This is a genomic window from Blautia sp. SF-50, from assembly GCF_900101315.1.
Lineage (GTDB): Bacteria > Bacillota > Clostridia > Lachnospirales > Lachnospiraceae > Blautia_A > Blautia_A fusiformis.
The window spans coordinates 61307-75014 of record NZ_FMUW01000009.1 but is presented as its reverse complement, the minus strand read 5'-3'; the positions used below and the strand labels follow the sequence as shown (position 1 = coordinate 75014).

Genomic DNA, 13708 nt, shown 5'->3' with positions numbered 1-13708 from the left:
TAAAATACTTTCCAGAATGTTTCTGTCCGGAGCAAAGAATCTGGAAGCGAAGAAAGAGTGGATCAATGAACTGAATGTGTTTCCTGTACCTGATGGAGATACGGGAACCAATATGACGCTTACCATCATGTCTGCTGCTTCTGAAGTAGGTGCTCTTACAGATCCGGATATGGAATCCCTGGCAAAGGCAATTTCTTCCGGTTCCCTCCGTGGAGCCAGAGGTAATTCCGGTGTTATCCTGTCACAGCTTCTGCGTGGATTTACCAGAGGTGTGCGTAAACTTACAGATCTGGATGCACCTGCCATTGCCGCAGCTATGGAGCGAGGCGTTGAAACTGCATACAAGGCAGTTATGAAACCAAAAGAGGGAACCATTCTTACTGTAGCCAGAGCTGCAGCAGACAGAGCAGCAGAGCTTGCTGATGCTGCAGAAGATCTGGATGCTTTTTTCGACGGGATCTTTCAGCATGCAGAGGAAACTCTTGCCAGAACACCGGAGATGCTTCCGGTTCTGAAAGAAGCAGGTGTTGTGGATTCCGGCGGACAGGGACTTCTGGAGGTCTTCCGTGGAGCCATTGACGGATACCATGGGAAAGAGGTGGATTATTCCCAGTTCGAGGCATCTGCTGCTCCGAAGGTAACCAAGATTTCTCCGCAGGCTGAGGCAGACATTAAATTTGGATATTGTACAGAATTTATTATTCTTCTTGAGAAACCGCTTCCACAGGAAGAAATCAACCGCTTCCGTGAATTCCTGGATTCGATTGGAGATTCCATTGTGCTGGTAGCAGACGATGAAATTGTGAAAGTCCATGTACACACCAACCATCCGGGACAGGCATTCGAACGTGCACTCACATATGGACAGCTTTCCCGTATGAAAATTGACAATATGCGCGAGGAGCATCAGGAGAAACTGATCAAAGATGCAGAGAAACTTGCCAGAGAACAGGCTGAGAAGGAGAAAGAGCCACCGAAAGAGAATGGATTTATTTCTGTATCCGTAGGAGAGGGACTTTCCCAGATTTTCCGTGAACTTGGTGTGGATTATCTGATTGAAGGTGGTCAGACTATGAATCCAAGTACAGAAGATATGCTCAATGCCATCGAAAAAGTAAACGCAAAAACGATTTACATTTTCCCGAATAATAAAAATATCATTCTTGCAGCAAATCAGGCAAGAGATCTGACAGAAGACAAGGAAATTATTGTAGTTCCGACGAAGACGATTCCACAGGGAATTTCCGCAATAATCAGTTTTGTTCCTGAAAAGAATGGTGAGGAAAATCTTGCTTCTATGACAGAGGCAATTTCCAGAGTAAAAACCGGTCAAGTTACCTATGCTGTTCGTGATACCCGTATTGATGATAAAGAGATCCATGAGGGTGATATCATGGGAATCGGTGATGCAGGTATTCTTGCAGTAGGTAAGGAACGCCTTCAGGTAGCAGAAGATATGGTAGCGGAAATGATTGATGAGGAAGCAGAGATCATCAGTGTATACTATGGTGAGGATGTATCCGAAGAGGATGCAGAGGCACTTTCCGATGCGCTTGCGGAAAAATATCCAGAGTGTGAAGTTGAGTTGAATCAGGGTGGCCAGCCAATTTATTATTACCTGATTTCCGTAGAATAAAGAGTAGAAAAAATGAATGATAAAACACCTTTACGTGAATTAAAAGGCGTGGGTGATAAAACAGAGAAGCTTTTCCAGAAGATCGGAATTACGACAGTGGAGGAGCTTCTCCGTTATTATCCGCGAACTTACGATGTATATGAAGAGCCGGTTGAGATTGGGACGGCAGAGGAAGGAAAAACAGTTTCCATCCGTGCAACAATAACTGGCAGTCTCTATATTAATCAGGTACGTAATCTGCAGGTACTTTCTACAACCGTGGCTGACCAGAGCGGGCGTCTTCCAGTTGCCTGGTTTAATGCACCGTATTTGCGAGGAAGTCTGAAAAAAGGCAGTGTATTTATTTTACGCGGAAAGATTATCCGCAAAAAAGGTCGTCTGCAGATGGAACATCCGGAAATTTTCACCCCTGCAGCGTATGAAGAGATTGTTCACAGTATGCAACCGGTATATGCACTGACCAAAGGGCTTTCCAATAAGGCAATCACAAAGCTGGTTCATCAGGTTCTTGACACACGGTCTTTGAAAACCGAATATTTGCCAGAGGAGATCCGGGAACGTTATCAGCTGGCCGATGATAATTTTGCGGTACGTACCATACATTTTCCGAAAAATATGCAGGAACTGCTTACTGCAAGAAAAAGACTGGTGTTTGATGAGTTCCTTCTTTTTGTGCTGGCAGTGCAGCTTCTGAAAGAAAAAACAGAAGAGGCTCCGAATACTTTTCCCATGAAACCGGTATGGACGACAGAAGAAATCATAGAAAGTTTGCCCTATGAACTGACAAAGGCTCAGAAAAATGTATGGCATGAGATTGAAAGAGATTTGAGCGGCCATAAGCTGATGTCACGGCTTGTACAGGGAGATGTCGGAAGCGGAAAAACGGTGATTGCATTTCTTGCGATGATACTTTCGGCAGAGAATGGTTTTCAAAGTGCTTTGATGGTGCCTACGGAAGTACTTGCGAATCAGCATTATGAGGGATTTTTGAATCTGATGGAAGAACAGAAGATTACTTCCTGTCAACCGGTACTTCTGACCGGATCGACAACAGCGAAACAGAAACGAGAGATTTATCAGAAAATTGCAAACGGAGAAGTTAATATTATTATTGGAACCCATGCACTGATTCAGGAAAAAGTAGAATATAAGAATCTTGGTCTTGTGATTACAGATGAACAGCACAGATTTGGTGTTCGGCAGAGAGAGGCACTGACAACCAGGGGGAATCCTCCTCATGTTCTGGTTATGAGTGCGACACCAATTCCAAGAACGCTGGCAATTATTTTGTATGGAGATCTGGATATTTCCATTATCGATGAACTTCCCGCCAAACGTCTCCCGATCAAAAACTGTGTAGTAGGAACAGCCTATCGTCCGAAGGCGTATTCTTTCATAGAAAAACAAGTCCACGCAGGAAGGCAGGCCTATGTAATCTGCCCTATGGTTGAAGAAAGTGAAGGACTGGATGCGGAAAATGTAACGGATTATGCAAAAAAACTCCGAGAAGCATTGCCGGAAGATATCCGTATAGAAATTCTGCATGGAAAGATGAGACCAAAAGAAAAAAATAAGATTATGGAATCTTTTGCGTCAGGAGAAATTCAGGTCCTTGTATCCACAACCGTTGTAGAAGTCGGGGTCAATGTACCAAACGCGACGGTCATGATGGTGGAAAATGCAGAACGTTTCGGACTTGCTCAGCTTCATCAGCTTCGTGGACGCGTAGGACGTGGGGGACATCAGTCATACTGTATTTTTATTCAGGGAAACAATGAAGAAGATACTTCCAAACGACTGAAAATTCTGAATGAATCCAACGACGGATTTTTTATTGCCGGAGAAGATTTGAAACTGCGTGGCCCGGGAGATCTTTTTGGAATTCGTCAAAGCGGACTGATGGAATTTAAGATTGGTGATATCTACAATGATGCCGGTATATTAAAAGATGCAAGTGAAACAGCAGGAGAAATTCTGGCATTGGATTTCGATCTGTGTCTGCCGCAGCATGAACTTTTAAAAGCACGGTTACTTGATTATATGAGTGAAGATCTGGAAAATCTCGGTATCTGATCTTGCGTTAAGTCATGAAAAGTGATATCCTTAACTTCGAGAAAAGATTAACAAATCCCTTGTAAGGAGGCTATCAAATGGCTAGAACAAAGAAAGCTGCAACCAAGACAACTGTAAAAATGGCTTCAGTAAGTGAGACTCCTGCAAAATCTGTAGTAACTACGTCCGAAGAGAATGCCGTTAAGGCTGAAACACCGAAAACAGACGATGCAAAAGTTTCTGTAGAGACAAAAGCAGCTGAAAAACCAGTAGAAACAAAACCAGCAGAAACAAAAACTGTTGAAGAGAAGCCAGTTGCTGCCGAGGCGGAAGAACCGGCAAAGAAATCTGCTGCAAAGAAAACGGTAAGAAAAACAACAGCAGCAAAGAAAACCACAAAGACAGCTGCTAAAACAACAACAAGAAAAACAACTGCTAAAAAAACAGAGACAGTTACAGAAGTATATGTTCAGTACTGGGGGAAAGAGATACATACTTCCGAAGTTGCTGACCGGATCAAAAAGATCTGGACAGATGATATAGGCAAAAAAGCTTCTGATCTGAAAGATCTTAAGATTTATATCAAACCGGAAGATAATGGAGCTCATTATGTGATCAATGGAGATGTTACAGGGTTTATTGGTCTCTAATCAGAATTGACAATTTAATGATCTGTTTGAACAAACATATACATTTTATGAGTATATCGGATAGCCTGCTATAGTGAACAACTATAGCAGGCTATTTCTTTTACATATTTGACGAACTGGAAAAGCCATGATACGATAGTTACATCAATAAGCATAGTAAACATATATGAAAAGAGGGTATAAAGATGAAGCAAATATTATGTTTTGGAGATTCCAATACCTGGGGATATGATGGCGAAAGCAGAAAAAGACTTCCATGGGGTGTGCGCTGGACCAGTCTTCTTCAGGAAAAACTGAATCAGGAAGAATACAGGATTATTGAAGAAGGACTTTGCGGAAGGACAACAGTTTTTGAAGATCCTCTCCGCGATGGAAGAAAAGGTACGGCACTTCTACCCACATTGCTGGAAACATATGCCCAGGTAGATGTAATCACTCTGATGTTGGGAACCAATGACTGCAAAACGGTATTTGGCGCATCGGCAGACGTGATCGGAAAGGGAATCAGCCGTCTTCTGGATCAGATTCAGGAATATGCACCAAAAGCTAAAGTTCTTCTGATATCACCGATTTATCTTGGGAAAAAAGTGTGGCAGGAGGGATATGACCAGGAGTTTTCCAGAGAATCAGTAGCTGTTTCCAGAAACCTCCAGCCTGTTTATGAAAAAATAGCCAGGGATCGGCAAATTGAATTTCTTCCGGCTGCCGATCATGTCCAGTGCTGTGAGGCAGATCAGGAACATCTTAATGCGGAAGGACATAAAAAATTTGCAGAGGTAGTGTACAGGAAATTACAGAAACTGCTGTAGAAAACTAAATATACTGTCTCCTTGTGTCGATGTGAATAATATGATACTATTAAAAAGTATTAAATTGAAGGAGAACAGGTATATGAAGAAAACTTTATTTACATATATTACAGCTTTTTTATGTTCTGTTATAGGTGGAAGCTTTTTGTTAACTGCTGCTTACGCGTTGCCGCAAAGCCCCATAGACAGACATGTGGAAGAATCTGTGGCCGTTTTGACAGAAGAAGGAAATTATCCGGTGGAGACTCCTGGAATTTTGGGAACAATGAGGGATAATTATACCGATGCAATAATGTTGAATATGGCATCCTATGACAGTGAGTATCCGCTGCTTCAGAAAGCCTTCGGAAATTATAAAAAAAGAAATTCTGATAAATATGCTGTAACCTGGCTGGAACACAGGAACGATAAAGATACTAAATCTGTATCTTATGCAAGGTACTGGCATGGATATCTTGTTCCACTTAAACTTCTTCTGGAAGTTTTTAATTATCAGCAGATAAGGAGTCTGATTATTTTTACGGATCTTTTGCTGATTGTCTGGATTTGCCTTCTTATGCAGAAAAAAGGCAAGAACAGATATATCCTTCCATTTCTGATCACGCTGATGTTTTTTCCTCTAAATATAGTGGGAAAATCGCTCCAGTTTTCCACGGTTTTTATTCCGGTACTGCTGGAAATTCTGATCATGCTGAAATGTGAAAAAATTTTTCATGATCAATATGAACTGCTGTTTTTGATTTCAGGGATTGTAACTGCATATCTGGATCTTTTAACATATCCTTTGGTAAGCGTGGGATTTTTGCTGTGTTTTGCGATCATATCAGACGAAAATTCCAGATGCTTGGGGAAATGGAAGAATATGGTGGGCTATACGTTATCATGGGGAATTGGTTATGGAGGAATGTGGGCCTCGAAGTGGCTGATTTCAAGCCTTATCCTTCGTGAAAATGTACTTAAAAATGCAGTAGATACCGCTGCTTTTCGTGTATCTACCAGTAACGGGAATAATACATGGACACATATGGATGTCTGGAAAGTAAATATTTCCAATTCTCCAAAAATAATACTGGTTTCGGTATTGATCTTTGTAGTTTATCTGTTGATCCGGTGTGTTCAGAAAAAAACAGATAAAATAAATTTTATCAGTAACAGTGTTTTTATAATTATAGCATGTATGCCATTTGTATGGTATTTTATAATGAGTAACCATTCATATATTCATTCCTTTTTTACACATCGGGAGCTGGCTGTCAGTTGTCTGGCGATTTTGTTTTATTTTACATCCTTTTGTGGAAAAAGAGATCTTGAATAAGAAAAAAGATGCTGTCTGGCAAGAATATCTCTGTCATACAGCATCTTTTTCTGCATAAGTGTTTAGTTCTGCATGGAAACAGATCTGCTTAAAATATCCGGGACGATTAATACTGCTGGCCGCCCTGGGAACCGCTGGACATCTGACGTTCCTGCGCTTCAATCATTTTCTTGACCATATATCCACCAACAGATCCATTCTGCTTGGAGGTCAGGTTTCCGTTGTATCCATCTGTAAGCGGAACGCCCAGCTCGTTTGCTACCTCGTATTTAAAACGGTCAAGTGCGCCCTTTGCTTCCGGTACAACTGCTTTGTTAGAAGAAGTATTACTTGGCATAATTCATTTCCTCCTTGGTTGTGTTTGGTTTGATGTTACAGTGCTAGTATATGAAATAACAAAAATAATACACTGGCAGTTAAAGGAAAAATAAAAATCGAATGTATGGTTGTTTTTGCTGAAACGGAAGGTTATAATACTTTTTACAGTGCATATAATATCTGTCAGAGGAAATAAAGGGGGACACATTGAAAAAGAAACGATATCCCACATACAGGAGAAAGAAAAAAAGAAAAAGACAACCTGTAAAAAATATGATAACCGCAATTGTACTTTGTCTTACAATTGCTCTGTGTAATGGATGGGTTCCTCCACACACTCTGGAAGATGTAAAAAAGCAGGGTGAACTGTTTGGCACTGTTTTTCTTACATATATAGAAAAAAATGCAAAAAATTTCTCGGAAAAAATATCCGAAACGATTTCTGATGCAGTCCGTGAAACACTGAACCAGAAAGGAAAACAGACAGAAGAACAGGAGAAGGGAATTTCTCCTGGAAATATTCCGGAATACAGCGGCAGTCCTTGTATAGAAGTTAATGGAAATATTCCGGATTTTTCTACCGAAAAAAAGAACGGACCGGCTTATGAATTTTACAGTAAGCTGGATTCCCTTGGTCGATGTGGATATGCGGAGTCCAAAATCACTCCGGAACTGATGCCGACAGAAGAACGTGGGGTGATCGGAATGATTAAACCGACTGGATGGCATACCGTAAAATATGACAATATAGATGGAAAATATCTTTATAATCGCTGCCATCTTCTGGGGTATCAGCTCACCGGTGAAAATGCAAACAGAAAAAATCTGATTACCGGAACCCGATATCTCAATGTAACCGGAATGCTTCCTTTTGAAAATGAAGTGGCGGATTATGTACACAGTACTGGCAATCCATGTATGTACCGGGTTACTCCGGTTTTTAAAGGAGAAGAACTAGTTGCAAAAGGAGTGGAGATGGAAGCGGAATCTGTGAATGATTCAGAAGTAAAATTTCATGTTTTTGTATACAACGTACAGTCGGGAATTGAGATTGATTATCTCACTGGAAACAGTTGGTTGCAGTCCTGAATTTACAGAATCCTGTGGCTGGAAATAGAAAATATTAATTTTTCATGAATTTACATGAATTAAATTGCACTTTTTTGGGCGTTATGCTAGAATCAGTTACAGAGTTATATGATTTTACCTATATAAAGGGGAGAAAAGGAATGTAACCCAAGGGCAGAATGGAGAGGTGAATTATGAATTTAGGAATTATTGCGCATAACAGTAAGAAAGTTCTGATTGAAGACTTCTGTATTGCATACAAGAATATCCTTGCCAAACATGAAGTATATGCAACCGGAACAACAGGAAGAAGAATCGAGGAAGCAACCAGTCTTCACGTTCACAAGTTTCTTGCCGGAAGTATAGGCGGAGACAAGCAGTTTATGGAGATGGTAGAGCGTCAGGATCTGGATATGGTGATCCTGTTTTATAACCCTGTCATGATGGACCCGGTAGAGCCGGATATCATGAGCATTGTCAAACGCTGCGACCAGTACAACATTCCGGTTGCTACAAATATTGCCACTGCGGAACTTCTGATCCTTGGACTGGCCCGCGGTGATCTGGATTGGAGATTAAATCTGAAATGAGAGTCATAGCAGGAAAAGCACGTAGATTAAACTTAAAAACCATTCCCGGAAATGAGACACGACCAACAACAGACCGTATTAAGGAAACTCTTTTTAACATTCTCCAGCCTGAAATACCGGGTTGTCGGTTTCTGGATCTGTTTTCCGGAAGCGGAGCGATCGGTATTGAAGCTCTGAGCCGTGGAGCCGAGTATGCCGTATTTGTGGAAAAAAATCCCAAAGCATGCACTTGTATCCGCGAAAATCTTTCATTTACAAAACTCACGGATGGTGGTAAACTGCTGAACATGGATGTGCTTCAGGCACTGCGTTCACTGGAAGGCGGAGAACCATTTGACTGTATTTTTATGGATGCACCATACGAACAGCATCTGGAACAACCAGTCCTTGAGTATCTGGCTGACAGCACTCTTGCAGATGAAAACACGCTGATCGTTGTGGAGGAAGATCTACATACGGATTTTTCTTATGTAGAGGACCTTGGATATCATCTGGTACGTTCCAAGGAATATAAAACCAACAAGCATGTTTTCCTAAAAAAATGAAAGAGAGACAGACATATGATAACAGCAGTATACCCGGGAAGCTTTGACCCGGCAACCTATGGCCATCTTGACATCATTAAGCGGGCAAGCATTTCATTTGACCGGGTTATAGTGGGAGTTTTGCATAATTCTGCAAAAAGTCCGTTGTTTTCTGTAGAAGAACGTGTTAAGATACTAACAAAGGCGACAAAAGATATCCCGAATGTGGAGGTGAAAGCATTCGAGGGCCTGTCAGTGAACTTTGCCAGGGAAAACCATGCCCAGGTGATCGTTCGAGGGCTTCGTGCTGTCACGGATTTTGAATATGAACTGCAGATGGCCCAGACTAATCGTGTTCTGGCACCGGATGTGGACACCGTTTTTCTTACAACCAGTCTGGAATATGCATACTTAAGCTCCACGATCATGAAAGAAGTTGCTAATTTCGGAGGAGATCTGAGCAAATTCGCTCCACGTGAGATTACGGATGCAGTCGAAGAGAAATTGAAAAAAAGAGAAACAGAGAAATAAGGAGAGTGTATTATGAGCAGCAGAATTGAACAGATTATTCAGGAGATTGAAGAGTATGTGGACAGCTGTAAATTCCAGCCTCTTTCCACTACCAAGATCGTAGTGAACAAAGAAGAGATTGAGGAGTATTTACGTGAACTTCGTCTGAAAACTCCGGATGAGATCAAACGTTATCAGAAGATCATCAGCAATAAGGATGCGATCCTTGAGGATGCTCAGGCTAAAGCTGACAGTCTGATCGCAGATGCTCAGGCCAAAGCTCAGGAACTTGTTACACAGCATGAGATCATGCAGAAAGCATATGCACAGGCAAATGAGACCATAAATGCTGCAAACAAGCAGGCTCAGGAGATTCTTGATTCTGCAACACAGGATGCAAACAGCATTCGTCTCAGTGCGATCACATACACAGATGATATGATGGCGAATATCGGTTCTGTCCTGAATCAGACACTTGAAGATGCCGGTGGTAAATACAAAGCATTTATTGATGCTCTGCAGAGCTGCCTTGAGGTTGTTAATCATAATCGTCAGGAGCTTGCACCACAGACTGCTCAGGCAGCGGCAATCTCCAATACCTTCCAGGATGATGACAGTTCTTCTATAACAAAAGAAGACGAAGATCTGTTAGACGATATCGGAGAAAACTAGGATCAGGAATATCGCACTGGCGTTCAGACATTTTGAAATAGCGTAGGGGATCAGTGACAAACTGTTTTCCAATACGCTTTTTGTCTGAGCCATGACGCAAAAGCCACCAAAAGAAGTCAGGAGCATAGAAGCAAGGTATCTGCTTTTCCATGGCAGTGGTGCGCCGGCAATCTGTTTCAGCCCGGTAGTTAGTTCCAGTGGTGCTGTGAACAGCATACAGCTTTGTGCATGAAATGGCCAGTAAAAGCTGATACTGGCGAGTATCAGTGAGAAGAGGAGAATATAGCCCCCGAGACGTGTGATAGTTTCAAATCCGTCCATGATCGAGACATCCAGGATGACTCCTATGGAGTCCTGTTGGTATGTCTCTTTTTTTATCTTGTTTACGCAGACAGAGTCCACGGTATGCCCGCGATATACAACGAAACGAAAAAACAGCATACAAAAGAGATCTGCCGCCAGAAAAGTGAGGATCATCTGTACTGCTGATATCTTATTTTTCAAGAGTATCCCGGAAAGATAGGAAATGATAAATGCGGGACTTGCATTGCAGCTAAACGTAAGAAGATATTCCCCTTCTCTGCGGGAAATCTGCTGATCTATGTACAGATCATGTGCCAGTTTGGCTCCCATAGGATATCCGCATAACAGACCCAGGATCAGAACATAGGCTCCAGCAGGTGAAAGCCCGAAAAACGTTTTCCAGAAGAAAGCAGATGGTTTCAGAAGCTTCCGGATATTTCCAGTTTTTAATAATGCTCCTGTCAGAATCAGAAATGGCAGCAGAGTGGGAATCATGATATTCAACCACAATCCAAGTCCATTTTTTACTCCGGTAAGAGCTTCTTTTGGGTGAAAAAGCAGAAAAAACAACAGGCAGATATAGAAAAATATAATTATTTTTCGTTTCATAAAAACAGGTCCTTGCTTTTTTTACAGTATATGATTATTATAAAAGACAAATGAATTTATGAAGCAGAAGGAGGCAGAATTTATGCCAGTATTAGAAAATTGTGAACCAAAGAGAGTTTTTCATTATTTTGAAGAAATCTGCAAGATTCCTCATGGTTCCAGAAATACAAAACAGATCAGTGATTTCCTTGTGGAATTCGCGAAGGATCATGGATTCAGATATGTACAGGATGAGCTGAATAATGTAGTGATCTACAAGCCAGGCACATCAGGATATGAGAATTCTCCCACAGTGATCATCCAGGGCCATATGGACATGGTATGTGAGAAACGACCGGATGTAGATCATGATTTTACAAAGGATGGTTTGAACATCTCTGTAAAAGATGGTTATATCACAGCCAACGGAACAACTCTTGGCGGTGATGATGGTATTGCAGTTGCTTATGGCCTTGCCCTTCTTGACAGTACAGATATTCCACACCCTCCTCTTGAAGTACTGCTCACGGTTGATGAGGAGATCGGTCTTCTTGGTGCAGTCGGTCTGGACTGCAGCGTGCTGAAGGGAAGAAGATTTATTAATCTGGATTCTGAAGCGGAGGGAAGTCTCTGGATCAGCTGTGCCGGCGGTCTTTCCGGTATCAGCCATATCCCTGTCCAGCGTGTAGAAGGAGAAGGAGAAAAGGTACAGATCAAAGTCTGTGGACTTATGGGCGGACATTCCGGTGCCGAGATTGACAAGAACAGAGCGAATGCCAATAAACTTATGGGACGGTTTCTTTACGGACTTAAGAAAAAAGCGGAATACGCCATTATTTCTCTTACAGGCGGACAGAAAGACAATGCCATTACAAGAGAGTGCACCGCAGAATTTCTTACGGATTCCGTTGCTGAGGTAAAAGCTTACGCAAAAGAGCTCCAGGAGCAGCTCCGTGAAGAATATACTGGTTCTGACGAAAACATTACTTTTGAAATAACAGAAAAGGGTACTGCAACAGCAGAGGTTCTTCATCCTACAAGTCAGGAAAAGATCGTATTTTATCTGCAGAATGTACCATTCGGAATCCAGAAAATGAGCGGAACCATCAAAGGCCTGGTGGAAACCTCCAGCAATATCGGTATCCTCCGTCTGGATAGGGACGAGCTTTTTGCAAGTTCCAGTGTAAGAAGCTCTGTAGACGCTGCATGCAGTGCATTATCTGATAAGATTGAATATCTCACAGAATTTCTTGGTGGTGACTATGAAGTACAGGGTGCATACCCGGCATGGGAGTACAGAAAGGAATCTCCATTACGAGATAAAATGGTTGCAGTTTTTGAGGAAATGTACGGACATAAGCCTGAAGTCGTAGCGATCCACGCAGGCCTTGAATGCGGGCTTTTCTATAAAAAAATGGAAGGACTGGACTGTGTATCCCTTGGACCGGATATGAAGGATATCCATACATCCGAGGAGGTTCTCAGCATTGCTTCCACAGAAAGAGTATGGAACTATCTTGTACAGGTTCTCAAAAATCTGAAAGACTGATCCCGTTCGGAGTATGTTCGAACTTTTACCCTGGAGAGACGTAAGGTTTCTCCAGGGTATTTTTATGCCCTGATAAAAAATATTCATAAAATACAGAATTATACATATATATAGATTTGTGGATGCATCACACAAAAAGGAAAATAATTCTATATTTTTTTAATAAAAAATTGATAAACAATCCCTTTTTTTTCAAAACATATGTTATAATAAAAAATGTATGCCGCTGTCACCAAAACCAAAAAGAGACTGACGGCAGATGATAAGGAGCGAGCAACATGGAAATACAGTTATGGCGAAGTATTTTGTGCCCTTACGAGCTGGCTGTCAAAGAACTGACAGTCAAGTTTAAACATATGATAGAAGAGTATCACGAAAATGATCGTTATTCTCCCATTGAACAAGTCAGTGGAAGAGTAAAAAGTGTTTCCAGTATCCTGGAGAAAATGCAGCGTAAAGATATCCCGATCGAACAGCTGGAAACAGAAATGGAAGATCTGGCAGGAGTACGAATCATTTGTCAGTTTGAAGAAGATATCGATACCGTTGCTGCGATCATCCGAAAAAGAACAGATATGGAAGTCAAAAGTGAAAAGAACTATCTGACGCATATCAAGCAGAGCGGTTACCGGAGTTATCACATGATCCTTTATTATACAGTGGAGACTATTCATGGGCCGAAACGGCTTCAGGTAGAAATACAGATCCGTACCATGGCAATGAATTTCTGGGCAACGATCGAACATTCCCTTCAGTATAAATACAAAGGTGATATGCCTCCTCATGTAGCAGAACGTCTTAGTAAAGCATCCGATGCGATCATTTCGCTGGATCATGAAATGTCTTCTGTGCGCAATGAGATCATGGATGCCCAGAATTCATCTCAGATGCAGTCCAATCTTGTAAAGGATATTTTGAATAATATTGAAAATCTCTACCGTGTTTCCAGTGAACGGGAAGTCAGCAAAATACAGGATGAGTTCCTGCGGGTATTCAAAACCAAGGATCTGCGTCAGCTGGAACGCTTCCACAGGCAGCTGGATATCATTGCAGAGGGTTATCGTGCCCAGGCAGTCCATCACAGCATATGAACATAGGGCAGACAGTACTAATACACATACATA

At 41.7% G+C, this 13708-nt stretch carries 13 protein-coding genes and 1 pseudogene; 12 read left to right on the top strand and 2 right to left on the bottom strand.

Features of this window, described 5'->3' with window-relative positions:
• Positions 1–16: 16 nt before the first annotated feature.
• From BLP57_RS07725 to BLP57_RS07705, 5 genes are all read left to right on the top strand, one after another.
• Positions 17–1636, top strand: a complete 1620-nt coding sequence (locus BLP57_RS07725; protein WP_442855618.1) for a DAK2 domain-containing protein — start codon at positions 17–19, stop codon at positions 1634–1636.
• Positions 1637–1648: 12 nt separating this feature from the next.
• On the top strand, positions 1649–3709 hold the full coding sequence (gene recG / locus BLP57_RS07720) for an ATP-dependent DNA helicase RecG (RefSeq protein WP_092070591.1): 2061 nt from the start codon (positions 1649–1651) through the stop codon (positions 3707–3709).
• Between the two features lie 77 nt (positions 3710–3786).
• Positions 3787–4338: a DUF6465 family protein gene (locus tag BLP57_RS17600; RefSeq protein WP_175442959.1), complete on the top strand. Its 552-nt coding sequence runs from the start codon at positions 3787–3789 to the stop codon at positions 4336–4338.
• A gap of 185 nt (positions 4339–4523) precedes the next feature.
• The gene (locus BLP57_RS07710; protein ID WP_092070585.1) at positions 4524–5147 is read left to right on the top strand and encodes a GDSL-type esterase/lipase family protein; all 624 of its coding nucleotides are present in this window, start codon (positions 4524–4526) and stop codon (positions 5145–5147) included.
• Positions 5148–5229: 82 nt separating this feature from the next.
• Positions 5230–6462 carry a hypothetical protein gene (locus tag BLP57_RS07705; RefSeq protein WP_092070582.1) on the top strand — a complete coding sequence of 411 codons (1233 nt, stop codon included), beginning with the start codon at positions 5230–5232 and terminating at the stop codon, positions 6460–6462.
• A 106-nt stretch (positions 6463–6568) separates the two neighbouring features.
• On the opposite strand, the gene BLP57_RS07700 is transcribed toward BLP57_RS07705, so the two are convergent.
• Complete coding sequence (locus BLP57_RS07700; RefSeq protein WP_021651493.1) at positions 6569–6799, bottom strand: alpha/beta-type small acid-soluble spore protein; 231 nt, start codon at positions 6797–6799, stop codon at positions 6569–6571.
• Between the two features lie 407 nt (positions 6800–7206).
• On the opposite strand from BLP57_RS07700, the pseudogene BLP57_RS07695 reads away from it, so the two are divergent.
• From BLP57_RS07695 to BLP57_RS07675, 5 genes and pseudogenes are all read left to right on the top strand, one after another.
• Positions 7207–7854, top strand: a pseudogene (locus tag BLP57_RS07695) (DNA/RNA non-specific endonuclease); the annotation flags it as partial.
• Between the two features lie 188 nt (positions 7855–8042).
• Complete coding sequence (locus BLP57_RS07690; RefSeq protein WP_015524908.1) at positions 8043–8438, top strand: methylglyoxal synthase; 396 nt, start codon at positions 8043–8045, stop codon at positions 8436–8438.
• On the top strand, positions 8435–8983 hold the full coding sequence (rsmD, locus tag BLP57_RS07685) for a 16S rRNA (guanine(966)-N(2))-methyltransferase RsmD (protein WP_015524909.1): 549 nt from the start codon (positions 8435–8437) through the stop codon (positions 8981–8983). Before BLP57_RS07690 ends, rsmD begins: the two co-directional genes overlap by 4 nt.
• A 15-nt stretch (positions 8984–8998) precedes the next feature.
• On the top strand, positions 8999–9493 hold the full coding sequence (coaD, locus tag BLP57_RS07680) for a pantetheine-phosphate adenylyltransferase (RefSeq protein ID WP_015524910.1): 495 nt from the start codon (positions 8999–9001) through the stop codon (positions 9491–9493).
• 12 nt (positions 9494–9505) lie between these two features.
• A complete protein-coding gene (locus tag BLP57_RS07675; RefSeq protein WP_015524911.1) occupies positions 9506–10144 on the top strand; it encodes a hypothetical protein in 639 nt (212 codons plus the stop codon).
• Here the strand turns inward: BLP57_RS07675 and BLP57_RS07670 are convergent.
• On the bottom strand, positions 10121–11056 hold the full coding sequence (locus BLP57_RS07670) for a sporulation integral membrane protein YlbJ (protein ID WP_021651491.1): 936 nt from the start codon (positions 11054–11056) through the stop codon (positions 10121–10123). The genes BLP57_RS07675 and BLP57_RS07670 overlap by 24 nt on opposite strands.
• Before the next feature lie 82 nt (positions 11057–11138).
• On the opposite strand from BLP57_RS07670, the gene BLP57_RS07665 reads away from it, so the two are divergent.
• Both BLP57_RS07665 and BLP57_RS07660 read left to right on the top strand, forming a co-directional pair.
• Positions 11139–12584 carry an aminoacyl-histidine dipeptidase gene (locus tag BLP57_RS07665; RefSeq protein ID WP_092070579.1) on the top strand — a complete coding sequence of 482 codons (1446 nt, stop codon included), beginning with the start codon at positions 11139–11141 and terminating at the stop codon, positions 12582–12584.
• Positions 12585–12862: 278 nt separating this feature from the next.
• Positions 12863–13675 (top strand): GTP pyrophosphokinase, encoded by an 813-nt coding sequence (locus BLP57_RS07660; RefSeq protein ID WP_015524915.1) that lies wholly within the window; start codon positions 12863–12865, stop codon positions 13673–13675.
• Positions 13676–13708: the final 33 nt, after the last annotated feature.

What these genes read in the sequence shown, in the direction of transcription:
- BLP57_RS07705 (WP_092070582.1), top strand. Translation starts at nt 5,230, where the DNA reads ATGAAGAAAACTTTATTTACATATATTACAGCTTTTTTATGTTCTGTT.
- BLP57_RS07725 (WP_442855618.1), top strand. Translation starts at nt 17, where the DNA reads ATGTTTCTGTCCGGAGCAAAGAATCTGGAAGCGAAGAAAGAGTGGATC.
- BLP57_RS07665 (WP_092070579.1), top strand. Translation starts at nt 11,139, where the DNA reads ATGCCAGTATTAGAAAATTGTGAACCAAAGAGAGTTTTTCATTATTTT.
- BLP57_RS07670 (WP_021651491.1), bottom strand. Translation starts at nt 11,056, where the DNA reads ATGAAACGAAAAATAATTATATTTTTCTATATCTGCCTGTTGTTTTTT.
- BLP57_RS07660 (WP_015524915.1), top strand. Translation starts at nt 12,863, where the DNA reads ATGGAAATACAGTTATGGCGAAGTATTTTGTGCCCTTACGAGCTGGCT.
- recG (WP_092070591.1), top strand. Translation starts at nt 1,649, where the DNA reads ATGAATGATAAAACACCTTTACGTGAATTAAAAGGCGTGGGTGATAAA.
- BLP57_RS07710 (WP_092070585.1), top strand. Translation starts at nt 4,524, where the DNA reads ATGAAGCAAATATTATGTTTTGGAGATTCCAATACCTGGGGATATGAT.
- rsmD (WP_015524909.1), top strand. Translation starts at nt 8,435, where the DNA reads ATGAGAGTCATAGCAGGAAAAGCACGTAGATTAAACTTAAAAACCATT.
- BLP57_RS07690 (WP_015524908.1), top strand. Translation starts at nt 8,043, where the DNA reads ATGAATTTAGGAATTATTGCGCATAACAGTAAGAAAGTTCTGATTGAA.
- coaD (WP_015524910.1), top strand. Translation starts at nt 8,999, where the DNA reads ATGATAACAGCAGTATACCCGGGAAGCTTTGACCCGGCAACCTATGGC.
- BLP57_RS07700 (WP_021651493.1), bottom strand. Translation starts at nt 6,799, where the DNA reads ATGCCAAGTAATACTTCTTCTAACAAAGCAGTTGTACCGGAAGCAAAG.
- BLP57_RS17600 (WP_175442959.1), top strand. Translation starts at nt 3,787, where the DNA reads ATGGCTAGAACAAAGAAAGCTGCAACCAAGACAACTGTAAAAATGGCT.
- BLP57_RS07675 (WP_015524911.1), top strand. Translation starts at nt 9,506, where the DNA reads ATGAGCAGCAGAATTGAACAGATTATTCAGGAGATTGAAGAGTATGTG.